This is a genomic window from Streptomyces sp. NPDC059957 (assembly GCF_042730015.1).
Taxonomy (GTDB): domain Bacteria; phylum Actinomycetota; class Actinomycetes; order Streptomycetales; family Streptomycetaceae; genus Streptomyces.
Window position 1 is genome coordinate 66,837 of the sequence record NZ_JBHWMB010000023.1, and the last position, 24,033, is coordinate 90,869.

Consider the following 24,033-nt stretch of genomic DNA (forward strand, 5'->3'; position numbering starts at 1 on the left):
GAGGAGCCCATGCGCAGACCCCGCAGAACACCGGAAGCAGCGGCGTCGCGGCCGCCCGCGCCCGCGCCGGCGGGTGGCCGCGGCAAGGGGCCGGGCCGCCGGGCGCACGCCGGACCGCCCGCCCGGGAGCCGATGGAACACGAGGGCTCCGGCATGCTCGCGGCGATACCCGGCGCGGCCGGAGGCGGCGGCCGGGGTCCGCGCCTGCGGCTGCGCCCCGCCACCGTCCGGGCGAAGATCGTCTCGCTGCTGATGGTGCCGGTGGTCTCGCTGCTCGCCCTCTGGGCCTTCGCCACCGTCGACGCGGCCCAGGACGTCGCCCGCCTCAGCCGCGTCCAGCGCGTCGACCGGGAACTGCGGGCACCGGTCGAGACCGCCGTCGCCGCGTTGCAGGCCGAACGGCGCACGGCCGTACGGCTGCTGGCCGACCCCACCGGCGGTCAGGCGGCCGCCGCCCAGACCCCCGGCCAGGCCGCCGCCCTGGACGAACAGGCGCGTCGCACCGACGGGGCCCTACGGGCACTGCGGCTCGGCGACCGCAACACCGTGGCCGACTCCGGCGACTACCGCACCGACATCGTCATCCGGCTGCGCGCCTTCGTCGCCGCCGCCGAGGGGCTGGGCCCGGCGCGCGAGGACGTCGCCGGGCACCGGGCGACCCCGGAAGCGGCGTACGAGACGTACACCCGGGTCATCGACGCGGCGTTCGAGGTCGGCGGGGCCCTCTCCGGAGGCGGCCAGGACGCCGAACTGGGCGTCGACGCCCGGGTCCTGCTGGAGTTCGCGCGGGCCGGGGAGCAGCTGTCGCGGGAGGACGCCCTGCTGGCGGTGTCGGGGCCGCGCACCGCTGAAACGCTTCGCCGGCTGACCGGCGCCGTCGAGACCCGGCGGGCCCTGACCGCCTCCGCCGCCCGGGACCTGCCCGCCGCACAGCAGGACGCCTGGCAGTCCGTGGCCAAGAGCGCCGCCTACGCCGACCTCACCGGGGCCGAGGACCGGGCGCTGGCCGCCACGGCCGGTGCCGGGGCCATGGGCCCGCCCTCGGGCTGGGAGGCGGCGTACACCTCCGTCTCCGGGTCGATGCGGGAGATCGGGGACGCCGCCCACGCGGCGGCGGCGGACCGCGCCGACCCGTTCGGCGCGGGCGCGCTGAGTCCCGCCGGAGCCGCCGTCGCCCTGGGCCTGGCCGCCGTGGCCGCCTCACTCGTCATCTCGGTCCGCATCGGCCGGGCCCTCGTCGTCGAGCTGGTCTCGCTGCGCAACACCGCACTGGAGATCGCGCACCGCAAACTCCCGCACGCCATGGACCGGTTGCGGGCCGGACAGGACATCGACGTGTCCGCCGAAACCCCGCGCGGACCTGTCGCCGACGACGAGATCGCCCAGGTCGGCGAGGCCCTGGCCACGGTCCACCGGGCCGCGCTCAGCGCCGCCGTGGAACGCGCCGAACTGGCCAGTGGCGTGAGCGGGGTCTTCGTCAACCTCGCCCGGCGCAGCCAGGTCCTGGTGCACAAGCAGCTCACCCTGCTCGACTCGATGGAACGCCGCGCCGACGACCCGAACGAGCTCGGCGACCTGTTCCGCCTCGACCACCTCACCACCCGGATGCGACGGCACGCGGAAAGCCTGATCATCCTCTCGGGCGCCGCCCCCGGTCGCGCCTGGCGGATGCCGATCCCGCTGACGAACGTCGTACGGGCCGCCGTCTCCGAGATCGAGGACTACCCGCGCGTCGAGGTCCGCCAGCTCGCCGAGGCCGCCGTCGTCGGCGGAGCCGTCGCCGACCTCACCCACCTGCTCGCCGAACTCATCGAGAACGCAACCCAGTTCTCCCCGCCCCACACCAAGGTCCGGGTCAGCGGAGAACCCGTGGGCGCCGGCTACGTCCTGGAGGTCGAGGACCGGGGGCTCGGCATGGGCCGCGAATCCCTCCAGGAGGCCAACCGGCGCATCGAGCAGTCCGAGGCGCTCGACCTCTTCGACAGCGACCGGCTCGGGCTCTTCGTGGTCAGCCGCCTCTCGGCCCGCCACGGTGTGAAGGTGCACCTGCGCATGTCACCGTACGGCGGCACCACCGCGGTGGTGCTGCTCCCGAACTCCCTGCTCCAGGGCGCCCTCACGGCCGCCGCCCCGCAGCCCGAGGAGCAGGTGCCCGCGGCGCCGGCGCCGACTGCGGAGCCGGTCGCCGAACCGGTCCGGGAGCGGCTGCGGGAGCCGTCCCAGGCCATCAGCGTCGTACGGGACGACGTGCGCGGCGTCCCGGTCCCGGACCGGAGCCACGTACGGGAGGAGCCCCGGCCCTCCCCGGTGGCCCCGCTGCGGCCGCGCGGCTCCGCGGGCGCGGTTCCCCGTACGCCGGCCCAGACGGCTCCCGCTGCCCCCTCGGGCCCGGCCGCCTCGGTCACCGAACTGCCGCGCCGGGTCCGGCAGGCGAGCCTCGTCCCGCAGCTGCGCGAGGCCCCCGCCCCCAAGGCACCGGCCGGCGTGCGGGGAGCCGAGGAACCGCGCGGCCGCAGCCCCGAGCAGGCGCGCGAGCGGATGGCGGCGTACCGGGCGGGCTGGGTGCGGGGCACACAGGCGAGCGGCGAAGCCGGCGCGGACGGGCAGGGGAGCACAGACGGTCAGGGGAGCACGGGCGGAACAGGTGGGACAGGCGGCACGGGCGGGACAGGCAGTACTGGCGAAGGCGAAGGAGCACGATGATGATCGAACATCAGAGGATCGACCTCGACGGCGTCCGCAGGTCGGGCGAGCTCGACTGGCTCCTGGACGACCTCGTGGTCCGGGTGCGCGAGGTGCGGCACGCCGTGGTCCTGTCCAACGACGGCCTGGCGGTGGGCGCTTCCAGCGCGCTCAGCCGCGAGGACGCCGAGCACCTGGCGGCCGTGGCCTCCGGCTTCCACAGCCTGGCCAAGGGCGCGGGCCGGCACTTCCACGCCGGGGGCGTGCGCCAGACGATGGTGGAGATGGACGAGGGCTTCCTCTTCGTGGCGGCCGCCGGAGACGGCTCCTGCCTGGCCGTGCTCAGCGGGGCCGGCGCCGACATGGGGCTGATCGCGTACGAGATGGCCCGGCTGGTCAAGCGGGTCGGCGAGCACCTGTACACCCCGGCCCGGTTCGCGGCGCGGCCGCCGGCCGCCGGCCCCGGGCTGCGGCCTTGAGCACGAACGGCCAGTGGTACGACGCCGACGCGGGCCCGCTCGTCCGTCCGTACGCCATGACCGGCGGACGTACGAAGCCGGGACCCCACGGGGTCCGGTTCGACCTGATCGCGCTGGTCGTCGTGGACCCGGAGGGAACGGACGAGGCGGCCGAGTCGCTGCTGGGGCCGGAGCACCGTGCGCTGCTCGGCCTGTGCCGGGACGAGACCCAGTCGGTGGCCGAACTCGCGGCGGACGCGGACCTGCCCGTGGGCGTGGTGCGCGTACTGCTCGGGGACCTGCTGGAGGCCGGACACGTCAAGGTCAGCCGGCCGGTGCCGCCCGCACAGCTGCCGGACGAGCGGATTCTGCGTGAAGTCATCGAGGGATTGCGAGCGCTGTGATGGGACTGCAGGACAACGGGCCGGCGCCGGCCGCCGAGGGCGGCGAGGAACTGGCAGCGCTCGCGCTGAAGATACTCGTGGCGGGCGGCTTCGGGGTCGGGAAGACGACCCTGGTCGGTTCGGTCAGCGAGATCCGGCCGCTGCGGACGGAGGAGCTGCTCAGCGAGGCCGGGGAGCTGGTCGACGACACGGGCGGCGTCGACCAGAAGACGACGACCACCGTGGCCATGGACTTCGGGCGGATCACGATCAGGTCAGGGCTGTCGCTCTACCTGTTCGGGACCCCGGGGCAGGACCGGTTCTGGTTCCTGTGGGACGAGCTGTCGCAGGGCGCGCTGGGCGCGGTGGTCCTCGCCGACACGCGGCGGCTGGAGGACTGCTTCCCGGCGGTGGACTACTTCGAGCACCGCAAGATCCCGTTCGTGGTGGCCGTCAACTGCTTCGCGAACGCGCGGCGGTACGCCTCGAACGAGGTCGCGCGGGCGCTGGACCTGGATCAGGGGACACCGGTGGTGCTGTGCGACGCGCGGGACAAGGACTCGGGGAAGGAAGTGCTGATCCGGTTGGTGGAGTACGCGGGGCGGGTGCACACGGCGCGGTTGCTGCAGTCGGTGGAACCGCGGGCCGATTCGGTGTGAACCGGCCCGCGGCCAAGGGATGGTGCGGGGTGGGCGGGCGGGTGGGTGCGGTGCGGTGCTGAGGGGTGGGCGCGCGGGCTGTGGTCAGTCGGCCACGCCGGCGGCCGAGATCACCTTCTCGATGCCGACCCGCACGAGGAGTTCGCCGGGGACGGCGTTGCGGCGGCCGAAGGCCTCGCCGTGCTCCTCGCCCATGTAGCGGGCGCCGATCCTGGTCGCCCAGGGCAGCATCGCGTCCAGGTCCTCGCTGATCTGTGCCCGGCCCTGGAGGATCACGTAGGAGAAGGGCGGCCGGTCGTCGTCCACGCAGAGCGCGACGCGGCCGTCGCGGGCCAGATTGCGCCCCTTGACGGTGTCCTTCCCGGTGTTGAACACGAAGGAATCGCCGTCGAGAACGAACCAGATGGGAGCGATGTGAGGGCTTCCGTCCTCACGGACGGTGGACAGTTTCCCGGTGCGGGTGGAGTGGGAGACGAACTCCCGCCATTCCTCTTGAGTCATCTTCTTCACCATGGGTCCATCCTCCTTGCCGGAAAGCCGCTGGTGGGGAAGGCTGGCGGCACGACTATGCGGGGTGGGGCGCGGCCGGTCGGCCGCGTCGACGGGGAGGGACTGTATATGGCGCTGGACAAGCAGCTGGACTGGCTGCTGGACGACTTGACGCGGCGGGTGCAGCAGGTGCGGCACGCGGTGGTGCTCTCCAACGACGGCCTGGTGACGGGCGCGAGCGCGGGACTGGCACGGGAGGACGCGGAGCACCTGGCTGCCGTCGCCGCGGGGCTGCAGAGCCTGGCGAAGGGCTCGGGGCGGCACTTCAGGGCCGGTGAGGTCCGTCAGACGATGGTCGAGTACGACGACGGGGTCCTCTTCGTCATGGCGGCGGGTGCGGGCAGCTGCCTGTGCGTGCTGAGCGCCTCCGAGGCCGACATCGGGCACGTGGCGTACGAGATGACGCTGCTGGTCAACCGGGTGGGAGAACATCTGGGTGTCGCGGAGCGGCGGATCACCGGCGGCTGAGGTCGGGGCGGCGCGTTCCGCCCCTCGGCCGGGTTGTCCACAGGCCCTGCAGGGTGTCATTGCTCTGCGTTACGTTCTTCACACACAGTAATCACTCTGGTGGGGAGAGCATGATGACGCAGACGATTCAGGCGCCGCAGTCACTGTCGGCACCGCAGCCACTGCAGGCAGCGCAGACACCGCAGGAACGGCAGACACCGCAGCAACGGCAGGTACCGCGGGCGACGGACATGGCGGACGCGGCGGACGTGGCGCTGGCCGCCGGGCTGATGGGCGGCGGGCGGGCCGCGGGGGAACTGGGTCTGAGCCGCAGTGAGTTCGCGCGCGCCGTGCAGCTGGGCATCGTACGGGCCGACCCCCAAGGGGCCGCCGGGGCCGCGCGGTACACCCGCACCGAGCTCGACCGGGTCCGGTCGGCCGAAGGATTCCCGGACACGTTGCTCGAGCGCGTGGAGACGATCGCGGGAGCGGAGGCGGCGGCCGCCGTCCTGGGGGTGGGCCCGAGCCGGTTCACCCGGCTGGCACGCTGCGGACACATCGCTCCGGTGGGATACCGGATCAACCGCTACCGGGCGGTGGTGTGGCTCTATCTGACCGCGGAGCTACGGGACTTCGCGGCACGCGAGCCCGGGATGCTCCGCGGGAGCGCGCCGCCGGGGGACCGGGAGTTGATCGAGGCCAGGGCCGACTTGCGACCCCGCAAGTGGCGGGAGCGGCATGTCGGACTGTTGCTGAGACGGACCGCCGACCCCTGGGAGAGGGCTGCCGTTCTGGCCTCGGTCCTCCCCGAGGACGATGTGCGGGCGACCGTGCCCGATCCGGCGGAGCGCATCCTGCTCGGCGCACTCGCCCCGCCCCCGCCCTACGGGCACCCGCAGGTTCCGGCGGCTGCCGAGGTGGCGGTCCGGCTGCTGCGGGCCGGGCCGCCGGACGAGAGCGGCTGGTACCGCACCAGCCTCGACTTCGCCCTGACGGGAGCGAGGGGTCAGTCGAAGTCCACGGGGGAGAGGGGGCCGACGTAGACCCAGGCCCCGTTCTCGCGGGCGAAGGAACTGTGCTCGTGCAGAGAGCCGGTGTGCCGGCCCTCGCGGTAGTGCGCCCGGAACTCCACCGAGCCCTCCGTCTCGAACATCCCGCCGCGCTCGGTGGCCAGGATCTCCAGCCGTCCCCAGCGCTGACCGGGATCCAGGTCGAGCACGCCCGGCCGGGTCGACGGGTGCCAGGAGCGCAGGAGGTACGCGGTGTCGCCGACGGCGAAGGCGCTGAAGCGGGAGCGCATCAGCAGCTCGGCGGTGGGGGCCTGCCGCTCACCGGAGTGGAAGCGGCCGCAGCACTCCGGGTAGGCGGCGGGCAGCCCGCAGGGACAGGGCAGGGCTGGAGTGGCCGGCGTGGGCATGGGAACTCGCTCAGTTCTTCGAGGGCGCGATTCGAGGGCGGAGGGGGACTACTGGGGTGACACGGCCGGCTTGGAAGCCTTGGCGCCGTAGGGGCGGAAGAGCCCCTCCTGGACCACCGAGACCAGCAGCTTGCCTTCGAGGTCGTAGATGCGGCCGCGGGCCAGGCCCCGGCCGCCGTGCGCGATGGGCGATTCCTGGTCGTACAGGAACCACTCGTCCGCCCGGAACGGCCGGTGGAACCACATGGCGTGGTCGAGGGAGGCCATGTCGAAACCGCGCATGCCCCACAGGGGTTCGACGGGGATGCGCACGGCGTCGAGGAGGGTCATGTCACTGGCGTAGGTGAGGGCGCAGGTGTGCACGAGCGGGTCGTCGCCCAGCGGGCCCACGGCGCGCATCCACACCGCGCTGCGCGGATCGGCGTCCTTGAGCTCCTCGGGCGTCCAGCGGAGCCGGTCCACGTAACGGATGTCGAAGGGCTGGCGTCGGGCCATCCGCTCCAGCGCCTCCGGAAGCGTGCCCAGGTGCTCGCGGATCTCGTCCACGACCTTCGGGAGCGCGTCCGGGTGCGGGAAGTCGAGGCGGGGAGGCAGCTGGTGCTCGATGCTGCCCTCCTCCGGCTGATGGAAGGAGGCGGTCAGATTGAAGATGGTCTTGCCCTGCTGGACCGCGGTGACCCGGCGGGTGGTGAAGGAGCGCCCGTCGCGCACCCGCTCCACCTGGTACACGATCGGCACGCCGGGAATGCCGGGGCGCAGGAAGTACGAGTGGAGGGAATGGACGGGCCGGTCGCCCTCCGTGGTGCGGCCGGCCGCCACCAGCGCCTGGCCGGCGACCTGGCCGCCGAAGACGCGCTGGAGGGACTCCTGGGGGCTGGCGCCCCGGAAGATGTTGACCTCGATCTGCTCCAGGTCGAGCAGATCGACCAGCCTCTCGGCGGGGTTCGTCATCAGAGGATCTCCACTGTCGGGCCCGGCGGCCGTGACGGCGCCGGTCGGTTGCGGGTCGGGGGAGGGGTGCGGAGCGGGTGCCCGCCCGGGCGGGGCCGGGAGGAGGTCAGAGCTGGCCGAGTTCGCCGACCGAGGTGACGCGCAGGACCGCCCGGCCCTCCTCGTCGGAGGCGGCGAGGTCCACCTCGGCGCTGATGCCCCAGCCATGGTCCCCGTTGGGGTCGGCGAAGGTCTGCCGGACGCGCCACAGGCCGTGCGCCGCGTCCTCCTCGATCTGGAGCAGCTTGGGGCCGCGCGCGTCGGGGCCCGTACCCAGGTCGTCGTACTCGTCCCAGTAGCCGTCCATGGCCTCGCCCCAGGCGTCGGCGTCCCAGCCGGAGTCGCCGTCCAGCTCGCCCAGCACGTTGACGTGGTCGAGGGCCGCCAGCTCCACCCTGCGGAACATGGCGTTGCGGACCAGGACGCGGAAGGCGCGGGCGTTCGCGGTGACCGGCTTGACCTGGTCGGCCTTCTCCTGGGCCTGCTCCGCCGTCTCCACCTCCGGGTTCGCCAGCTGCTCCCACTCGTCGAGCAGGCTGGAGTCGACCTGGCGGACCAGTTCGCCGAGCCACTCGATCAGGTCCTGGAGGTCCTCGGACTTGAGGTCGTCGGGGATGGTGTGGTCCAGGGCCTTGAAGGCGCTCGCCAGGTAGCGCAGCACGATGCCCTCGGTGCGCGCCAGTTCGTAGTAGGAGGTGAACTCGGTGAAGGTCATCGCGCGTTCGTACATGTCGCGGATGATCGACTTCGGGGAGACCGGGTGGTCGCGGACCCACGGGTGGCTCTTGCTGTACACGTCGTAGGCGTGCAGGAGGAGCTCTTCGAGCGGCTTGGGATAGGTGATCTCCTGGAGCCGCTCCATCCGCTCCTCGTACTCGACCCCGTCGGCCTTCATCGCGCCCACGGCCATGCCGCGTTCCTTGTTCTGCTGGGCGGCGAGGATCTGGCGCGGGTCGTCCAGCGTGGACTCCACCACCGAGACCATGTCCAGCGCGTAGGAAGGGGACTCAGGGTCCAGCAGGTCGAACGAGGCCAGCGCGAAGGTGGACAGCGGCTGGTTCAGCGCGAAGTCCTGCTGGAGGTCGACGGTCAGCCGGATCGTGCGGCCCTCGGCGTCCGGGGTGTCGAGCTTCTCGACGACACCGCCGTCGAGCAGGGAGCGGTAGATGGCGATGGCCCGGCGGATGTGACGCAACTGGGCCTTGCGCGGCTCGTGGTTGTCCTCGAGCAGGTGGCGCATCGCCTTGAAGGCGTCGCCGGGCCGGGCGATGACCGACAGGAGCATGATGTTGGTGACCTTGAAGCGCGAGGTCAGCGCCTCCGGGTCGGCGCCGATGAGCTTCTCGAAGGTGGTGTCCGACCAGGCCACGAAGCCCTCGGGAGCCTTCTTGCGGACCACCTTGCGGCGCTTCTTCGGGTCGTCGCCCGCCTTGGCGAGGGCCTTCTCGTTCTCGATGACGTGCTCGGGCGCCTGGGCCACCACATAACCGGCGGTGTCGAAGCCGGCCCGGCCGGCGCGGCCGGCGATCTGGTGGAACTCGCGGGCGCGCAGCGTGCGGACCCGGGTGCCGTCGTACTTGGTCAGCGCGGTGAACAGCACGGTACGGATCGGGACGTTGACGCCGACCCCGAGGGTGTCGGTGCCGCAGATGACCTTCAGCAGACCGGCCTGCGCCAGCTTTTCCACCAGGCGGCGGTACTTGGGCAGCATGCCCGCGTGGTGCACGCCGATGCCGTGGCGGACGTAGCGCGAGAGGTTCTGGCCGAACTTGGTGGTGAAGCGGAAGTTGCCGATCAGCTCGGCGATCTTGTCCTTCTCCTCGCGGGTGCACATGTTGATGCTCATCAGCGACTGCGCCCGCTCGACCGCCTGGGCCTGGGTGAAGTGCACGATGTAGACCGGTGCCTGCCGGGTCTCCAGCAGCTCGGTGATGGTGTCGGTGATCGGCGTCGTGACGTACTCGTACGACAGCGGGACGGGCCGGGTCGCGGAGCGGACCACCGAGGTGGGCCGGCCGGTGCGCCGGGTCAGGTCCTCCTCGAACCGCTTCATGTCGCCGAGCGTCGCCGACATCAGGATGAACTGCGCCTGCGGGAGCTCCAGGATCGGGATCTGCCAGGCCCAGCCGCGGTCCGGCTCCGCGTAGAAGTGGAACTCGTCCATCACGACCTGGCCGATGTCGGCGTACTTGCCGTCGCGCAGGGCGATGGAGGCCAGCACCTCGGCGGTGCAGCAGATCACAGGCGCGTCCGAGTTCACCGAGGCGTCGCCGGTCAGCATGCCGACGTTCTCGGTGCCGAAGAGTTTGCACAGGTCGAAGAACTTCTCGGAGACCAGCGCCTTGATCGGCGCGGTGTAGAAGGTGACCTTGTCCTGGGCCAGGGCCGTGAAGTGCGCGCCCGCCGCCACCAGGCTCTTGCCGGAGCCGGTCGGGGTGGACAGGACCACGTTCGCGCCCGAGACGACCTCGATCAGCGCTTCTTCCTGAGCCGGGTACAGGGTGATGCCCTGGTCCTCCGCCCACGAGGAGAAAGCCTCGAAGAGGGCGTCGGGGTCGGCGTTCGGCGGGAGCTGATCAATGAGGGTCACGCCCCCCATCTTGCCTGGCTTCCCCCCGGATCAGGGAACCGGCGGACAGAAGGAAGATCATCGACGGTACGCTGTGCCGTCGATGCGGCCCGAACGACACCGTCAACAGGGCCCGACCAGCACACCACCGGGGCGGGGAACGACCATGATGGGTCCGGCGCACTCACTGTCCGGGGCAGCGGCCTGGCTGGGGGTGGGCGCCGCGGCCGCCGCCTACGGGCACCCGATGCCCTGGCCCGTCCTCGTCGTCGGCGCGCTGATCTGCGCCGGAGCCGCCCTCGCCCCCGACCTGGACCACAAGTCGGCGACGATCTCCCGCGCCTTCGGTCCGCTCTCCCGGGGCCTGTGCGAGGTGGTCGACAAGATCTCCTACGGGGTCTACAAGGCCACCCGTGCCCCGCGCGACGCCCGCCGCACCGGAGGCCACCGCACCCTGACCCACACCTGGGTCTGGGCCGTCCTGATCGGCGCCGGTTCCTCCGCGATCGCCGTCACCGCGGACCGGTGGGGCGTCCTCGCCCTCCTCTTCATCCACTTGGTCCTCGCAGTCGAAGGCCTGCTGTGGCGGGCCGCCCGCATGTCCAGCGACGTCCTGGTCTGGCTGCTCGGCGCGACCAGCGCATGGATACTGGCCGGCGTGCTCGACCAGCCCGGCAACGGCTCCGACTGGCTCTTCACCGCCCCCGGCCAGGAATACCTGTGGCTCGGCATCCCGATCGTGCTCGGCGCCCTGGTCCACGACATCGGCGACGCCCTGACCGTCTCCGGCTGCCCGATCCTGTGGCCCCTGCCCATCGCGGGCAAGCGCTGGTACCCGATCGGCCCGCCGAAGATGATGCGCTTCCGTGCCGGCAGCTGGGTGGAGCTCAAGCTCCTGATGCCGGTGTTCATGCTCCTGGGCGGAGTAGGCGGAGCCTCCGCCCTCGGCTTCCTCTGACAGCGCCCCCCCGGGGAGCCTGCGGCCCGCCCATCTGGTGTCCGAGCGCCTGGTCGAAGCACTGCTCCGTGACTCCGAGATCGAGGCCGTCCGCCTGTCCTGGACCACGTAGAGGAGGTCCAGGACAGGTGGCGCGGCGGCGGTCAGCCGTGCCAGGAGCGCCACAGGGCGGCGTACGCGCCGTCGGCCTCGACGAGGGCGTCGTGCGAGCCGAGCTCGGTGATGCGGCCGGCCTCGACCACCGCGATCACGTCCGCGTCGTGCGCGGTGTGCAGCCGGTGCGCGATCGCGATGACCGTGCGGCCGTCCAGCACCCGGGCCAGCGAGCGCTCCAAGTGCCGGGCCGCGCGCGGGTCCAGCAGCGAGGTGGCCTCGTCCAGCACGAGCGTGTGCGGATCGGCCAGCACCAGTCGGGCCAGCGCGACCTGCTGCGCCTGTGCCGGGGTCAGGGCCACGGATCCCGAGCCGACCTCGGTGTCCAGACCGGCGTCCAGCGCCCGCGCCCAGTCCTCCGCGTCGACCGCGCCGAGCGCCGCCCACAGCTCGGCATCACCGGCCTCCGTGCGCGCCAGGCGCAGGTTGTCCCGCAGGGAGCCGACGAACACGTGGTGCTCCTGGTTGACCAGGGCCACGTGCTCGCGCACCCGCTCCGCCGGCATCTGCGACAGCCGCGCCCCGCCGAGGGTGATCTCACCGGTCCGCGGCGCGTAGATGCCGGCCAGCAGCCGGCCCAGCGTGGACTTGCCCGCGCCCGAGGGCCCGACCAGGGCCATCCGGGTACCGGGCGGCACCGACATCGACACCTGGTGCAGTACGTCCACGCCCTCGCGGTACCCGAAGTGCACCTGGTCCGCCCGGACGTCCCTGCCGTCCGGGGAGACACCCGCGTCGCCCGCGTCCGGCTCGATCTCCCGCACGCCCACCAGCCGGGCCAGCGAGACCTGCGCGATCTGCAGTTCGTCGTACCAGCGCAGGATCAGGCCGATCGGGTCGACCATCATCTGCGCGAGCAGGGCGCCCGTGGTCAGCTGCCCCACCGACATCCAGCCCTGGATCACGCAGTACCCGCCGATCATCAGCACCGAGCCGAGGATCGTCACGTAGGTGACGTTGACGACGGGGAAGAGGACCGTGCGCAGGAACAGCGTGTACCGCTCCCACGCCGTCCACTCCTTGATCCGCCGCTCCGAGAGCCCGATCCGCTGCCCGCCGAGGCGGTGCGCCTCGATGGTGCGGCCCGCGTCCACCGTCTCGGTGAGCACGGCTGCGACCGCCGCGTACCCGGCCGCCTCGGACCGGTAGGCCCGGGGCGCCCGCTTGAAGTACCAGCGGCAGCCGATCACCAGCACCGGCAGCGCCACCAGCGCGGCCAGTGCCAGCGGCGGCGCGGTCACGGCGAGCGCCCCGTAGAGCAGTCCCGCCCAGACCACGCCGATGGCCAGCTGCGGCACGGCCTCGCGCATCGCGTTGGCCAGCCGGTCGATGTCGGTGGTGATCCGCGACAGCAGGTCACCGGTTCCCGCGCGCTCCAGTACGCCCGGCGGCAGACCCACCGACCGCACGAGGAAGTCCTCGCGCAGATCGGCCAGCATCTCCTCGCCGAGCATCGCCCCGCGCAGCCGGACCAGCCGCACGAACACGGTCTGGACGGCGAGCGCCAGGGCGAACAGCAGGCCCACGCGACCCAGATGGAGTTCGCGGGCCCCTTCCGAGAGCCGGTCCACGACCTGGCCCAGCAGGTACGGGCCGACCATGGAGGCGATCACCGCGACCGTGTTGACCCCCACCAGGACCAGGAAGGCCCGCCGGTGGCGGCGGAACAGGCCGCGCACATAGCCCCGTACCGTCGCGGAGCTGCCCACGGGCAGGGTCGCGGCCGTTTCCGGGGCGGCCGGATCGTAGTCCGGCGGCGCCACGCCGATCATGCGGATTCCTCGATCTCTGTCAGTACGGATTCCAGCCGCGGGAGCCGCTGGTCTTCCCCGGCCCGCTGTTCTTCCTCGGTCTCGCGGGTGACGACCGCCCGGTAGCGCGGATCGCCGTGCAGCAGCTCGCGGTGCGTGCCGCTCGCCACCGCCTTGCCCTCGTGGATCAGGACGACCCGGTCGGCTCGGTCCAGCAGCAGGGGCGAGGAGGCCAGTACCACCGTCGTGCGACCGGCGCGCAGGGCCGCGATCCCGTCCGCGATCCGGGCCTCGGTGTGCGAGTCGACCGCCGAGGTCGGCTCGTCCAGCACCAGCACCTCGGGATCGGTCACCAGGGACCGAGCCAGCGCCAGCCGCTGGCGCTGGCCGCCGGACAGCGAGCGGCCGCGCTCGGTGATCCTGGCGTCCATCGGGTCGTCCACCCCGTCCGGGGCGGACTGCAGCAGGGCGTCCAGTACGTCCGCGCACTGGGCCGCCGCGAGCGCCGCCGGCGCTTCGACCGCCCCGGACGCCGGTACGTCGAACAGCGCGTGCAGCGTCCCGGACGGCAGGACCGGATCCTTGTCCTGTACGAGGACCAGCGTGCGCGCGGTGTCCAGCGCGAGCTCGTCCAGCGCGACCCCGCCCAGCAGGACGGAGGGCCCCGCCGCGGCGTCCATGGGATGCCCGCCCAGGCGCTCCGCGAGCCGGCCCGCCAGGTCGGGGTCCCCGCACACCACGGCGGTGAACCGGCCCGCGGGGACCAGCAGTCCGGTCTCCGGGTCGTACAGGTCCCCGCCGGGGGCCGGGGTACGGGCGGCTTCGGTGGAGGCCACGGGCTCCGCACCGGCCACAGCCTCCGCCCCCGCCTCCGTTTCCGCCTTCGCGTCGGTCCGCGTCAGCGACAGCACCCGCGCCGCCCGCTTGGCGGAGGGGCGCGAGAAGGAGTACGCCATCGCGATCTCCTCGAAGTGCCGCAGCGGGTAGAGCATGGTCGCCACCGCGCTGAAGGCGGCGACGAGTTCGCCGACGTCCAGCCGGCCGTCCAGCACGAGCGCGGCCCCGTACCAGACCACCGTGACCAGCAGCGCTCCCGGCAGCAGCACCTGGATCGCGGAGATCAGCGCCCACATGCGGGCACTGTGCACGGCCGCTTCGCGGACCTGCTGCGAGGCCTCGCGGTAGCGGCCGAGGAAGAGCTCCTCACCGCCGATGCCGCGCAGGACCCGCAGGCCCGCCACGGTGTCCGAGGCCAGTTCGGTGGCCTTGCCCGCCTTCTCCCGCTGGAGGTCGGCGCGCCCAGTGGCGCGCGGCAGCAGCGGCAGGACGGCCAGGGCGAGCACCGGCATGCCGAGGGCCACGACCACGCCGATCGTGGGCGCGTAGAACAGCAGGACGACACAGCCGATGACCAGGGTCAGGGCGGCGGCCAGGAAGCGGGACACCGCCTCGACGAACCAGCCGATCTTCTCCACGTCGCCCGTGGAGACGGCCACCACCTCGCCCGCCGCGACCCGCTGGGTCAGTGCGGAGCCCAGCTCGGCGGTCTTGCGGGCGAGCAGCTGCTGGACCCGCGCGGCGGCGGTGATCCAGTTGGTGACGGCCGTGCGGTGCAGCATCGCGTCGCCGAGCGAGATCGCGACGCCGAGCAGCGCGATCAGACCGCCGACCCACAGCAGCCGGGCGCCGTCGCCGTCCACGACCGCGTCGATGCCCATGCCCACGGTGTACGGCAGGCCCGCGATGCCGCCGAAGTGGAGCAGCCCCCAGCACAGGCTTTTGGCCTGTCCGCCGAGTTGGCCCCGGCCCAGCCACCAGAGGAACCGGGGGCCGGAGCGAGCGTCGGGTACCCCTGGGTCCGGATACGGAAGATCGCTGATCTGCATGACGCCCCATGACTGGTCGAGTGTTCCAAACCGTGCAAGGTTCGCGTTCCGGACCGGTCCGGGGCAATCGATTTTCCGTTGGCCGCAGCTCTGCGCAGCAGGGTCTGCTCACCCGGCGGGCGAGCCGGAACCCGACGCCGTCCTGCCCCGGCCGGGGGGACACCGGGCCGCCGGGAGCGCCGGAGCGGGCTCGGTGCCCGCTGTCAAGGCACGAATTCCCGAGACATGACGTGCGGTCTTTCGATCAGGCCTAGTGGAAATCGACCCTTCACTTCGCCTGACGGATTGGGAGAGACCGATGGTGACGAATCCCGAGATCGAGCGCTGGGCGGCCGCTGACCGAATGCCGGACGAGTCCGACGGCATTTCCGTCGCCCGGTCCGTGACGGAACACGTGCGGCGGACAGGGAAGCATTTCCTTTCGAATCGATCACTTGTGCGATTGGATGCCATCAGGCGGCGGCACGGCGCGAACCGCCCGTTCCTCAAAGCCTTTCTCGACTGCGCCCTCGACAAGCACGAGGGACGTTTCCAGAACCGCACCTACCTCGCACTGCCGGTCCTGGAGCTCCTCATGGACGACCGGAACGGCGGGCCGAGCGCGGACCGGATGTCGACCCTGCTGATGGCCGACGTGGTCCGTTTCGAGATAGGGGCGGCGGCCGGGTCGCCCGAGGGCCCCGCGCGGGACCGGCCGGATGCGGCGACGCTGAGCACGCGGTTGAGGCACGCCCTGCGACTCGTGACGACGGGGCTCGGTCCGTCGGAGGCCGACGACCTTCCGTCGCGGCTGGCGCACACCAGCCGATCCCGCCTCGAAGACCTTGCCGAGCGCCTGCCCCGGCCGCCGGCGGCGGATTGCGGCCGGTGGTTCGACGTCACCGTCCAGCCCGTCTCCGTCGTTCATGACGAATATTTCTTCATCCGCGTCCTCCAGACCCACGAAATGCATTTCTCCGCAATAGCGGCAGTGGTGAAGAAGGCGATCGAGGCGCTGCGCGCAGGAAATCCGGAAGGGGCCGTGGAGTTGCTGGACCGCGCGGTGGTGATGTTCGAGCGGGCCGCGACGCTCTTCCGTGTCGTGGCCACGATGAGGGCGGAGCAGTTCACCGCCTTCCGCCAGTACACCCAGGGTGCCAGCGCCATTCAGTCCGAACAGTACAAACGGTTCGAGAGCCTGTGCGGTGTGCCGCCCGCACCGCGCCTGCAGTCGTCCGCGTTCACGAGCGTGCCCGCCGTACGGGCCGAGGTGGAAGAACCCGGCCACGACACCGTCACCCGGGCTTACCTCGACCTCCGGAACGAGGGGCGTTTCGACCGGGCACGGTGGAACCGCCTCGACAGGGCGATCAGCCGTCTGGAGAGCGGTCACCAGCGGTGGAAGTCGGCCCATCGCGGGCTCGCCGCGCGCATGCTCGGCGACGCCCACGGTTCGGGCTACACCGACGGCGTCCCTTACCTGACGAAGTGCCTGGAGAACCGACTGTTCTGGCAACTGGACACCAGCCCGTGATGCGCCAGTACGCCCGCGCCCGCCCTCAGGGCCGGGTGGCGCGCTCCAGTTCCAGCAGCGCCGAGTAGTAGCTGCGGCCCGTGGCCCGGTCCATGCCCACCTCGCACATCCGGTTCGCCGACAGGTGCGCGTCGAACTCCCGCGCCCTCACCTCGGCGGCCTCGCGGGCCGTCGCCGACTCCGTCAGCTCCGGGTGCAGCATGCCGCGGTCGCCCGCGAAGGCGCAGCACCCCGCGTCGTACGGGACCACCACCTCGTCGGCGCAGGCCTCGGCCACCGCCCGCAGCTGCGCCTCGTCGTCCAGGTGCCGCATCGAACAGGTGGGGTGGAGCACCGCCGAGCCCACCGTGCGCCGGACCTCCAGGTGCGGCAGCAGCTCCTCGGCGGCCCAGACGATGGAGTCGACGATCCGCAGCTCGGCGTGGAGGGAGCGGTTGTCGTCGGTCAGGTACGGGACCACCTCGTGCGCGATGCCCAGGGTGCAGGAGGACGCGTCCACCACGAGCGGCAGCCGCCCGCCGGCCGTCCAGCCCCAGGCGGCCTCCACGATCCGGTTGGCCATCACGCGGTTGCCGGCGTCGTACCCCTTGGAGTGCCAGATCGTCGCGCAGCAGGTGCCCCGGACGTCCCCGGGGATCCACACCGGCCTTCCGGCCCGCTCCGACACCGCCACCACGGCCTCCGGAAGGGAAGGGCCGGGCCGGCCTTCGGGGCCGCCGAAGATCCGGTTGACGCAGGCCGGGTAGTAGACCGCGGCGGCGCCCACACGCCGGGTGGCGGGCAGCTTGCCGGCCGCGGCGCCGGGGACCTGGGGCAGCCACTCGGGAACCAGGTCGGGCCGTACGGCCTTGCGCGCGGCCCCCGTCACGGCCTGCAGGATCCGGTCCCCGACGGCGTCGGTGATCTTGTCGGCGGCGGCCACGGCCAGCCGCGCGGCCACCTCGACCGCGCCGAACCGCAGGGCGGCGAGCTCGGCCGCGCGCTCCTCGCGCGGGCTGTGCCGGCGGTGGCGGAAGTCCTTCATCAGGGCGCCGGTGTCGATGCCTACGGGGCAGGCGAGCTTGCAGGTGGAGTCGCCGGCGCAGGTGTCCACGGCGTCGTACCCGTACGCGTCGAGCAGGCGGTCGAGCACGGGGGAGCCGGGCTGCTGGCGCATCATCTCCCGGCGCAGCACGATCCGCTGGCGCGGGGTGGTCGTCAGGTCCTCGCTGGGGCAGGTCGGTTCGCAGAACCCGCACTCGATGCAGGGGTCGGCGACGGCTTCCACCTGCGGAATCGTCTTGAGGCCGCGCAGGTGCGCCTTCGGGTCGCGGTCCAGGAGGATCCGCGGGGCGAGCACCAGGTCGGGGTCGACGACCCGCTTGGTGCGCCACATCATCTCGGTGGCCCGGGGCCCCCACTCCAGTTCCAGGAAGGGGGCCATGTTGCGGCCGGTGGAGTGCTCGGCCTTCAGGGAGCCGTCGAAGCGCTCCACGGTGAGCCGGCAGAAGGCCTCCATGAACGCGGCGTACCGCTCCACGTCCGCGGGTCGGGCGGCGTCGAAGGCGAGCAGGAAGTGCAGGTTGCCGTGGGCGGCGTGGCCGGCGACGGCGGCGTCGAAGCCGTGCTCCGCCTGGAGTTCGAGCAGGGCCTCGCAGGCCTCGGCCAGCCGGGACGGGGGGACCGCGAAGTCCTCGGTGATCAGGGTGGTGCCGGAGGCGCGGGCGCCGCCGACGGCGGTGACGAAGGCCTTGCGGGCCTTCCAGTAGCCGGAGATGGTCTTGGCGTCGCGGGTGAAGGCGTTGGCGACCGAGGCCACCGGGGTCACCAGGTCCAACCCGGCCAGCACCTCGGCGGCCCGCCGCTCGTACTCCGCACGGCCGGCCTCGTCGGGGGCCCGGAACTCCACGAGCAGCGCGGTGGTGTCCTTGGGGAGGTCGGCCCAGTCGGCGGGGACGCCGGCGACGCTCACGGAGGCGCGCAGGGTGTTGCCGTCCATCAGCTCGACGGCCAGCGCCCCCGCCGCGTTGAAGAGCGGCACGGCGGCGGCCGCGGCGGGCAGCGAGGGGAAGAAGAGCAGGGCGCTGGTGAGCTCGCGGTCCAGCGGCAGGGTGTCGAAGACGACCTCGGCGATGAAGCCGAGGGTGCCCTCGGAGCCGACCATCAGCCCGCGCAGGATCTGCACCGGGGTGGCGCCGTCGAGGTAGGCGTCGAGGCGGTAGCCGGTGGTGTTCTTGATCTCGTACTTGGCCCGGATGCGGGCGACCAGCTCCGGATCGGCCTCGATCTCCTTCTTGATCTCCATCAGGCCGTGGCACAGGGCGGGCTCGGCGTGCTCCAGCTCCTCGTCGGCGAGCGGGTCGGCGGTGTCCACGACGGTGCCGCTCGGCAGGACGAAGGTCAGGGAGGACAAGGTGCGGTACGAGTTCCTCGTGGTGCCCGCCGTCATGCCGGAGGCGTTGTTCGCGACGACTCCGCCGAGGGTGCAGGCGATGGCGCTGGCCGGGTCCGGGCCGAGGATGCGGCCGTGCCGGGCGAGCGCGGCGTTGGCGCGCACGACGGTGGTGCCGGGCTGGATCCGGGCGCGCAGGCCCTCCTCCAGCACCTCGACCCCCGCCCAGTGGCGACGGACGTCGACGAGGATGTCCTCGCCCTGGGCCTGGCCGTTGAGCGAGGTCCCGGCGGCCCGGAAGACCACCTCGCGCTGCCTGCCGTGGGCGTAGGACAGGACGGCGGAGACATCGTCGATGTCCTCGGCGATCACGACGACCCGGGGCAGGAACCGGTACGGGGAGGCGTCGGAGGCGTAGCGGACCAGGTCGGAGACGCCCGAGAGCACCTTGTCGGCGCCCAGCAGTTCGCAGAGCTCGCTCCGCAGCGGTTCGGGGGTGCCCGTCGAGGCGCGGTCGGGCACCCGGTCGGGGGCGGGGCCGCTGATGGTGCGCGGGCGCAGGGCCCCCGGCTTCGGTTCCAGCAGTGGCATCTGCAGCCCCTCAACTCGCGCCGTGTGGATCGGTCTCACTCGTTCGGCGCAGCCCCGGCCCTGTCCCGGCCGGACCGTCGCCCGTCAGCAGCCGTGCTCCGCAGGAGCGTCCGCCAGAGCGTTCAGCAGGCCGCCGAGCACCTCGCGCTGATCGGCGGTCAATGGAGCCAGGATCTCCTCTGCGGCGCCGGTTCGCGCGTTGCGCAGGCGGCGCAGCGTGGCGCGGCCGGTGTCGGTGAGCTCGATCCTTATGACACGGCGGTTCTCGGGGTCGGGCACGCGGCGCACGCAGTCGGCGCTCTCCAGACCGTCGACCAGCGTGGTCACGGCACGGGGCACCACCTCCAGGCGGACGGCCAGGTCCGCCATCCGGGGCGGGCGGGCCGCGGAGAGGTGGGCGACGGTGCGCAGCAGCCGGGACTGGGCCGGGGTGATGCCGAGCGGCTCCAGATGGCGCTTCTGGATGCGGTGGAGCCGCCGGGTCAGGCGGAGGAGCTGCTCGGCGAGCACGCCGTCGGTGGTGTCGGTGGTCCCGGTCGTGTCGGCGCTGTCGGCGACGCCGGTGCCCCGGGTGCTGTCGGTCTCGGAAGCGGTGCTCATGCTGCGGTCCTCATAATGGGAACGATATCAGGACCAGATTCATTGTGAGTATAGGTAACAATGAGCTATGCTCATTCGAGTCTCGTCACCTGTCATGAAGGAGGCCCATGCGCCCCAAGGAACCCGAGTGGGAGCCCTCGAAAGAATCCCTCGACCCCAGCGGTCCCGCCCCGGACGAGCGGCCGCGCGAGCTGCGCCGCATCGTCGCCCTCTTCCGGCCCTACCGGGGCAGACTCGCCGTCGTCGGCGTGCTGGTCGCCGCCTCCTCGCTGGTCGGAGTCGCCACCCCCTTCCTGCTCAAGGAAGTCCTCGACGTAGCGATCCCGCAGGGCCGTACCGGGCTGCTCAGCCTGCTCGCCCTCGGCATGATCGCGACCGCGGTCGTCACCAGCATCTTCGGCGTGCTCCAGACCCTGATATCCACCACCGTCGGGCAGCGCGTGATGCACGATCTGCGCACCGCCGTCTACGCACAGCTCCAGCGGATGCCGCTGGCCTTCTTCACCCGTACGCGCACCGGCGAGGTGCAGTCCCGCATCGCCAATGACATCGGCGGCATGCAGGCCACGGTCACCTCCACGGCGACCTCGCTCGTCTCGAACGCGACGGCCGTCATCGCCTCCGTCGTCGCCATGCTCGCGCTCGACTGGCGCCTCACCCTTGTCTCGCTCGCCCTGCTGCCCGTCTTCGTGTGGATCAGCCGCCGCGTCGGCGGCGAGCGCAAGAAGATCACCGCGCAGCGCCAGAAGCAGATGGCCGCGATGGCCGCGACGGTCACCGAGTCCCTGTCGGTCAGCGGCATCCTGCTCGGCCGCACGATGGGCCGCGCCGATTCGCTCACCACCTCCTTCGCGGAGGAGTCCGAGAAGCTCGTCGACCTCGAAGTGCGCTCCAGCATGGCCGGGCGCTGGCGGATGTCCACCATCGGCATCGTCATGGCCGCCATGCCCGCGCTCATCTACTGGGCGGCCGGCATAGCCCTGCAGACCGGAGCCCCCTCGCTCTCGGTCGGCACCCTCGTCGCCTTCGTCACCCTCCAGCAGGGCCTGTTCCGGCCCGCCGTGAGCCTGCTGTCGACCGGCGTCCAGATCCAGACCTCCCTGGCGCTCTTCGCCCGCATCTTCGAGTACCTCGACCTGCCGGTGGACATCACCGAGCGCGAGGACCCCGTCCGCCTCGACCGCGCCAAGGGCGAGGTCCGCCTGGAGGACGTCCACTTCGCCTACGACAGCAAGAGCGGCCCCACGCTGACGGGCATCGACATCACGGTCCCGGCCGGCGGTTCCCTCGCGGTGGTCGGCCCGACCGGATCCGGCAAGAGCACGCTGAGCTACCTCGTGCCCCGGCTCTACGACGTCACCGGTGGCCGGGTCGCCCTCGACGGCGTCGACGTGCGCGACCTCGACTTCGACTCGCTGGCCCGCTCCATCGGCGTGGTCTCCCAGGAGACCTACCTCTTCCACGCCTCCGTCGCCGACAACCTGCGCTTCGCCAAGCCCGACGCCACCGACGAGGAGATAGCGGAGGCGGCCCGCGCGGCCCAGATCCACGATCACATCGAGTCCCTGCCCGACGGGTACGACACCCTGGTCGGCGAGCGCGGCTACCGGTTCTCCGGCGGAGAGAAGCAGCGCCTGGCCATCGCGCGCACCATCCTGCGCGACCCGCCGGTGCTCATCCTCGACGAGGCCACCAGCGCACTGGACACCCGCACCGAGCACGCCGTGCAGCGTGCCATCGACAACCTCTCCCAGGGCCGCACCACCATCACCATCGCCCACCGCCTCTCCACCGTCCGCGATGCCGACCAGATCGTGGTGCTCGACGGAGGCCGGATCGCGGAGCGCGGCACCCACGAGGAACTGCTGAAGGCCGACGGCCGGTACGCCGCCCTCGTGCGGCGCGACCGGGAGAGTGCGCTCAAGCCCGAGACCCCGGCGTCCGAAGGGCTCCTGTCCGGGGCGCTCGGTTCAGAGATGCGCAAGGCGGATCTGCTCAAGCCCGGGACGTTCAAGCCGGACACCCTGCGCGGCACCGAGCCGACCCCGGTGAACGTGTGATCGTATGACCGGCACACGGGCCGGGGTGCCGGGAATCCGGCGGTTCGCGGGTTAGCGTGCCCGCATGCGTCATGAGAACCGGCCGCCGTCACCGCGCCGTTCCCGGCTCACCCGCCGGGGCAGGCTGGCGCTCTTCCTCGGAACCGTCCTGGGGCTCGGGGCAGCCCTCCTGATCCCCTTGTTTCCCGGCGAGGAACCGCCCGAGAAGCCGCGCCAGTTGCTGATCCCCGAAGGCTGGCGGGCCCCGCAGGTCTACGCCGCCATCGACCGCGAACTGAAGCTCCCGGCCGGCTCCGCCAAGGCCGCGGCCCGGGCGGCCGTCCTGCCGCTGCCCGCCGAGGCGAAGGGCAATCCGGAGGGGTACCTCTTCCCGGCCACCTACCCGGTGACCTCGAAGTCCACCCCGGCCTCACTGCTCACGTACATGGTCGAGACGGCCAACAAGAGCCTCGCCACCAAGGCCGTCGCGGACGGCGGCAAGGCCCACGGCATGACCCCGTACCAAACGGCCACCCTCGCGAGCATCATCGAGGCGGAGGCCGAGACCCGCGGGGACATGGGCAAGGTCGCCCGGGTGGTCCACAACCGGCTGGCGAAATCGATGCCGCTCCAGATGGACTCCACCATCAACTACGCGCTGAACCGCTCCACGGTGGACACCAAGCTGAGCGAGACGAAGATCGACAGCCCCTTCAACACGTACGAGCGCCAGGGACTGCCGCCCACCCCGATCGACAGCCCCGGCCTGCAGGCCATGGCGGCCGCGGTTGCCCCGACACCCGGAGACTGGCTCTTCTTCGTCACCGTGAAGCAGGGGGACACCCGCTTCTCCGCCACGTACGAGGAACACAAACGGCACGTGGCCGAGTTCAACCGGCTCCGGGCCGCCTCGCGCGCCACCTGATCCGAATGGCGCGCCTCAGACCGTCTCTTGAATGCCGGTCCGGGTGCGGGTGAGCAGACGGCCGATCCCCCGGGCCGCGGCGCCGCCGGCGCGGTTGGCGCCGATGGTCGACGCTGAAGGGCCGTAGCCGACCAAAGTGGATCCGCTCGTCACGGACCGCGCGCGTGCCGTCGAGCCGGATGCCGCCGCCCGGCTCGCGCAGCCGCAGCGGGGCCAAGTGGTCGATGGCGGGGCGGAAGCCGGTGGCCCACACGATCACGTCCGCCTCGACGCGGGTGCCGTCCGACCAGGCGGCCCCCGACCCCGTGAGGTGGTCGAACATCGGCCGGCGGTCCAGGACCCCCGACTCCAGCCCGCCCCGGACGGCCTCGTTCAGCGGCAGCCCGGTGACGCTGACCACGCTGCGGGGCGGCAGGCCCTGCCGGACCCGGTCCTCCACCAGGGCCACCGCAGCACGGCCCTGCGCCTCGCCGAAGCTCCCGTCGCGGAACACCGGGGGCCGGCGGGTGACCCAGGTGGTCTCCGACGCCACCTCGGCGATCTCCAGCAGGTGCTGCACCGCCGAGGTGCCGCCGCCCACCACGATGACCCGGGCTCCGGCGAATTCCGCCGGCCCCGGGTAGTTCGCCGTGTGCAGCTGGCGGCCCCGGAAGAGTTCCTGCCCCGGGTAGCGCGGCCAGAACGGCCGGTCCCAGGTCCCGGTGGCGTTGATCAGGGCCCGCGCCGACCAGGTCCCGGCCAGGGATTCCACCAGCAGCCGGCCGTCCGCCCCGTCGCGTACGGCGGTGACGTCCACGGGGCGGCGTACGCGCAGGTCGAAGCGGTCCTCGTAGGCGGCGAAGTACTCCGCGATCACCTCGGAGGACGGACGCAGCGGATCGGCGCCGGTGAGTTCCATCCCGGGCAGCGCGTGCATGCCGTGGACCTTGCCGTAGGTGAGCGAGGGCCAGCGGAACTGCCAGGCGCCGCCCGGGCGCGGCGCGTGGTCCAGGACCACGTGGCCGATGCCCGCCCGTGCCAGGTGGTAGGCGCCGGACAGGCCGGCCTGCCCCGCGCCCACGACCACCACGTCCACGTCCTGCACCGCGAATT

18 protein-coding genes and 1 pseudogene are annotated in these 24,033 nt (G+C 72.3%); 10 read left to right on the top strand and 9 right to left on the bottom strand.

The annotated features are described in order from the left end of the window. Positions 1-9: 9 nt before the first annotated feature. The 4 genes from ACFWBW_RS17740 to ACFWBW_RS17755 are packed head-to-tail and all read left to right on the top strand — an operon-like array spanning position 10 to position 4,182. Positions 10-2,703 carry a nitrate- and nitrite sensing domain-containing protein gene (locus tag ACFWBW_RS17740; protein ID WP_385373400.1) on the top strand — a complete coding sequence of 898 codons (2,694 nt, stop codon included), beginning with the start codon at positions 10-12 and terminating at the stop codon, positions 2,701-2,703. Then, on the top strand, positions 2,703-3,161 hold the full coding sequence (locus ACFWBW_RS17745) for a roadblock/LC7 domain-containing protein (protein WP_385373469.1): 459 nt from the start codon (positions 2,703-2,705) through the stop codon (positions 3,159-3,161). Before ACFWBW_RS17740 ends, ACFWBW_RS17745 begins: the two co-directional genes overlap by 1 nt. Before the next feature lie 56 nt (positions 3,162-3,217). Next, positions 3,218-3,544, top strand: coding sequence for a DUF742 domain-containing protein (locus ACFWBW_RS17750; protein ID WP_385373471.1), 327 nt, complete (start codon positions 3,218-3,220; stop codon positions 3,542-3,544). Next, entirely contained in the window at positions 3,544-4,182 is a 639-nt protein-coding gene (locus ACFWBW_RS17755; RefSeq protein ID WP_385373473.1) for an ATP/GTP-binding protein, read from the top strand. Before ACFWBW_RS17750 ends, ACFWBW_RS17755 begins: the two co-directional genes overlap by 1 nt. A gap of 84 nt (positions 4,183-4,266) precedes the next feature. Here ACFWBW_RS17755 and ACFWBW_RS17760 read toward each other — a convergent pair whose 3' ends face one another. After that, the gene (locus ACFWBW_RS17760; RefSeq protein WP_385373402.1) at positions 4,267-4,695 is read right to left on the bottom strand and encodes a PPOX class F420-dependent oxidoreductase; all 429 of its coding nucleotides are present in this window, start codon (positions 4,693-4,695) and stop codon (positions 4,267-4,269) included. A gap of 105 nt (positions 4,696-4,800) precedes the next feature. Between ACFWBW_RS17760 and ACFWBW_RS17765 the strand changes: the two genes are divergently transcribed. Together ACFWBW_RS17765 and ACFWBW_RS17770 are read left to right on the top strand one after the other, a co-directional pair. After that, on the top strand, positions 4,801-5,199 hold the full coding sequence (locus ACFWBW_RS17765; RefSeq protein ID WP_243340556.1) for a roadblock/LC7 domain-containing protein: 399 nt from the start codon (positions 4,801-4,803) through the stop codon (positions 5,197-5,199). 230 nt (positions 5,200-5,429) lie between these two features. Next, positions 5,430-6,221 (top strand): DUF6397 family protein, encoded by a 792-nt coding sequence (locus ACFWBW_RS17770; protein ID WP_385373405.1) that lies wholly within the window; start codon positions 5,430-5,432, stop codon positions 6,219-6,221. On the opposite strand, the gene ACFWBW_RS17775 is transcribed toward ACFWBW_RS17770, so the two are convergent. From ACFWBW_RS17775 to ACFWBW_RS17785, 3 genes are all read right to left on the bottom strand, one after another. After that, positions 6,185-6,595 carry a YchJ family protein gene (locus ACFWBW_RS17775; RefSeq protein WP_385373407.1) on the bottom strand — a complete coding sequence of 137 codons (411 nt, stop codon included), beginning with the start codon at positions 6,593-6,595 and terminating at the stop codon, positions 6,185-6,187. The two genes, ACFWBW_RS17770 and ACFWBW_RS17775, sit on opposite strands and share 37 nt — an antisense overlap. A 48-nt stretch (positions 6,596-6,643) precedes the next feature. Continuing rightward, complete coding sequence (locus ACFWBW_RS17780; protein WP_385373409.1) at positions 6,644-7,546, bottom strand: acyl-CoA thioesterase; 903 nt, start codon at positions 7,544-7,546, stop codon at positions 6,644-6,646. A 106-nt stretch (positions 7,547-7,652) separates the two neighbouring features. Beyond that, positions 7,653-10,175, bottom strand: a complete 2,523-nt coding sequence (locus tag ACFWBW_RS17785) for a DEAD/DEAH box helicase (protein ID WP_385373411.1) — start codon at positions 10,173-10,175, stop codon at positions 7,653-7,655. Positions 10,176-10,320: 145 nt separating this feature from the next. Here ACFWBW_RS17785 and ACFWBW_RS17790 point away from each other — a divergent pair, with 145 nt between their 5' ends. After that, on the top strand, positions 10,321-11,112 hold the full coding sequence (locus tag ACFWBW_RS17790; RefSeq protein ID WP_385373413.1) for a metal-dependent hydrolase: 792 nt from the start codon (positions 10,321-10,323) through the stop codon (positions 11,110-11,112). A 143-nt stretch (positions 11,113-11,255) separates the two neighbouring features. Here ACFWBW_RS17790 and ACFWBW_RS17795 read toward each other — a convergent pair whose 3' ends face one another. Together ACFWBW_RS17795 and ACFWBW_RS17800 are read right to left on the bottom strand one after the other, a co-directional pair. Then, positions 11,256-13,037, bottom strand: coding sequence for an ABC transporter ATP-binding protein (locus ACFWBW_RS17795; protein ID WP_385373415.1), 1,782 nt, complete (start codon positions 13,035-13,037; stop codon positions 11,256-11,258). Next, positions 13,034-14,902: an ABC transporter transmembrane domain-containing protein gene (locus ACFWBW_RS17800; protein ID WP_385373417.1), complete on the bottom strand. Its 1,869-nt coding sequence runs from the start codon at positions 14,900-14,902 to the stop codon at positions 13,034-13,036. The genes ACFWBW_RS17795 and ACFWBW_RS17800 overlap by 4 nt, the downstream gene beginning before the upstream one ends. A 298-nt stretch (positions 14,903-15,200) precedes the next feature. Here ACFWBW_RS17800 and ACFWBW_RS17805 point away from each other — a divergent pair, with 298 nt between their 5' ends. After that, entirely contained in the window at positions 15,201-16,415 is a 1,215-nt protein-coding gene (locus ACFWBW_RS17805; RefSeq protein ID WP_385373419.1) for a tryptophan 2,3-dioxygenase family protein, read from the top strand. A 25-nt stretch (positions 16,416-16,440) separates the two neighbouring features. On the opposite strand, the gene ACFWBW_RS17810 is transcribed toward ACFWBW_RS17805, so the two are convergent. Further along, positions 16,441-19,377, bottom strand: a complete 2,937-nt coding sequence (locus tag ACFWBW_RS17810; RefSeq protein WP_385373421.1) for an FAD-binding and (Fe-S)-binding domain-containing protein — start codon at positions 19,375-19,377, stop codon at positions 16,441-16,443. Positions 19,378-19,461: 84 nt separating this feature from the next. Further along, the gene (locus tag ACFWBW_RS17815) at positions 19,462-19,977 is read right to left on the bottom strand and encodes a MarR family winged helix-turn-helix transcriptional regulator (protein ID WP_385373423.1); all 516 of its coding nucleotides are present in this window, start codon (positions 19,975-19,977) and stop codon (positions 19,462-19,464) included. Positions 19,978-20,084: 107 nt separating this feature from the next. Here ACFWBW_RS17815 and ACFWBW_RS17820 point away from each other — a divergent pair, with 107 nt between their 5' ends. Both ACFWBW_RS17820 and mltG read left to right on the top strand, forming a co-directional pair. Continuing rightward, a complete protein-coding gene (locus ACFWBW_RS17820) occupies positions 20,085-22,037 on the top strand; it encodes an ABC transporter ATP-binding protein (protein ID WP_385373425.1) in 1,953 nt (650 codons plus the stop codon). A gap of 64 nt (positions 22,038-22,101) precedes the next feature. Further along, entirely contained in the window at positions 22,102-22,941 is an 840-nt protein-coding gene (mltG, locus tag ACFWBW_RS17825; RefSeq protein WP_385373427.1) for an endolytic transglycosylase MltG, read from the top strand. A 15-nt stretch (positions 22,942-22,956) separates the two neighbouring features. On the opposite strand, the pseudogene ACFWBW_RS17830 reads toward mltG, so the two are convergent. Further along, positions 22,957-24,025 (bottom strand): annotated as a pseudogene (locus ACFWBW_RS17830) (NAD(P)-binding domain-containing protein). Positions 24,026-24,033: the final 8 nt, after the last annotated feature.

Excerpts from the sequence above, each read along its gene's own strand:
- ACFWBW_RS17750 (WP_385373471.1), top strand. The coding sequence starts at position 3,218 with ATGACCGGCGGACGTACGAAGCCGGGACCCCACGGGGTCCGGTTCGAC.
- ACFWBW_RS17755 (WP_385373473.1), top strand. The coding sequence starts at position 3,544 with ATGGGACTGCAGGACAACGGGCCGGCGCCGGCCGCCGAGGGCGGCGAG.
- ACFWBW_RS17805 (WP_385373419.1), top strand. The coding sequence starts at position 15,201 with ATGGTGACGAATCCCGAGATCGAGCGCTGGGCGGCCGCTGACCGAATG.
- ACFWBW_RS17820 (WP_385373425.1), top strand. The coding sequence starts at position 20,085 with ATGCGCCCCAAGGAACCCGAGTGGGAGCCCTCGAAAGAATCCCTCGAC.
- ACFWBW_RS17765 (WP_243340556.1), top strand. The coding sequence starts at position 4,801 with ATGGCGCTGGACAAGCAGCTGGACTGGCTGCTGGACGACTTGACGCGG.
- ACFWBW_RS17740 (WP_385373400.1), top strand. The coding sequence starts at position 10 with ATGCGCAGACCCCGCAGAACACCGGAAGCAGCGGCGTCGCGGCCGCCC.
- ACFWBW_RS17815 (WP_385373423.1), bottom strand. The coding sequence starts at position 19,977 with ATGAGCACCGCTTCCGAGACCGACAGCACCCGGGGCACCGGCGTCGCC.
- ACFWBW_RS17770 (WP_385373405.1), top strand. The coding sequence starts at position 5,430 with ATGGCGGACGCGGCGGACGTGGCGCTGGCCGCCGGGCTGATGGGCGGC.
- ACFWBW_RS17790 (WP_385373413.1), top strand. The coding sequence starts at position 10,321 with ATGATGGGTCCGGCGCACTCACTGTCCGGGGCAGCGGCCTGGCTGGGG.
- ACFWBW_RS17760 (WP_385373402.1), bottom strand. The coding sequence starts at position 4,695 with ATGGTGAAGAAGATGACTCAAGAGGAATGGCGGGAGTTCGTCTCCCAC.
- ACFWBW_RS17810 (WP_385373421.1), bottom strand. The coding sequence starts at position 19,377 with ATGCCACTGCTGGAACCGAAGCCGGGGGCCCTGCGCCCGCGCACCATC.
- ACFWBW_RS17745 (WP_385373469.1), top strand. The coding sequence starts at position 2,703 with ATGATCGAACATCAGAGGATCGACCTCGACGGCGTCCGCAGGTCGGGC.
- ACFWBW_RS17795 (WP_385373415.1), bottom strand. The coding sequence starts at position 13,037 with ATGATCGGCGTGGCGCCGCCGGACTACGATCCGGCCGCCCCGGAAACG.
- ACFWBW_RS17800 (WP_385373417.1), bottom strand. The coding sequence starts at position 14,902 with ATGCAGATCAGCGATCTTCCGTATCCGGACCCAGGGGTACCCGACGCT.
- ACFWBW_RS17780 (WP_385373409.1), bottom strand. The coding sequence starts at position 7,546 with ATGACGAACCCCGCCGAGAGGCTGGTCGATCTGCTCGACCTGGAGCAG.
- ACFWBW_RS17775 (WP_385373407.1), bottom strand. The coding sequence starts at position 6,595 with ATGCCCACGCCGGCCACTCCAGCCCTGCCCTGTCCCTGCGGGCTGCCC.
- mltG (WP_385373427.1), top strand. The coding sequence starts at position 22,102 with ATGCGTCATGAGAACCGGCCGCCGTCACCGCGCCGTTCCCGGCTCACC.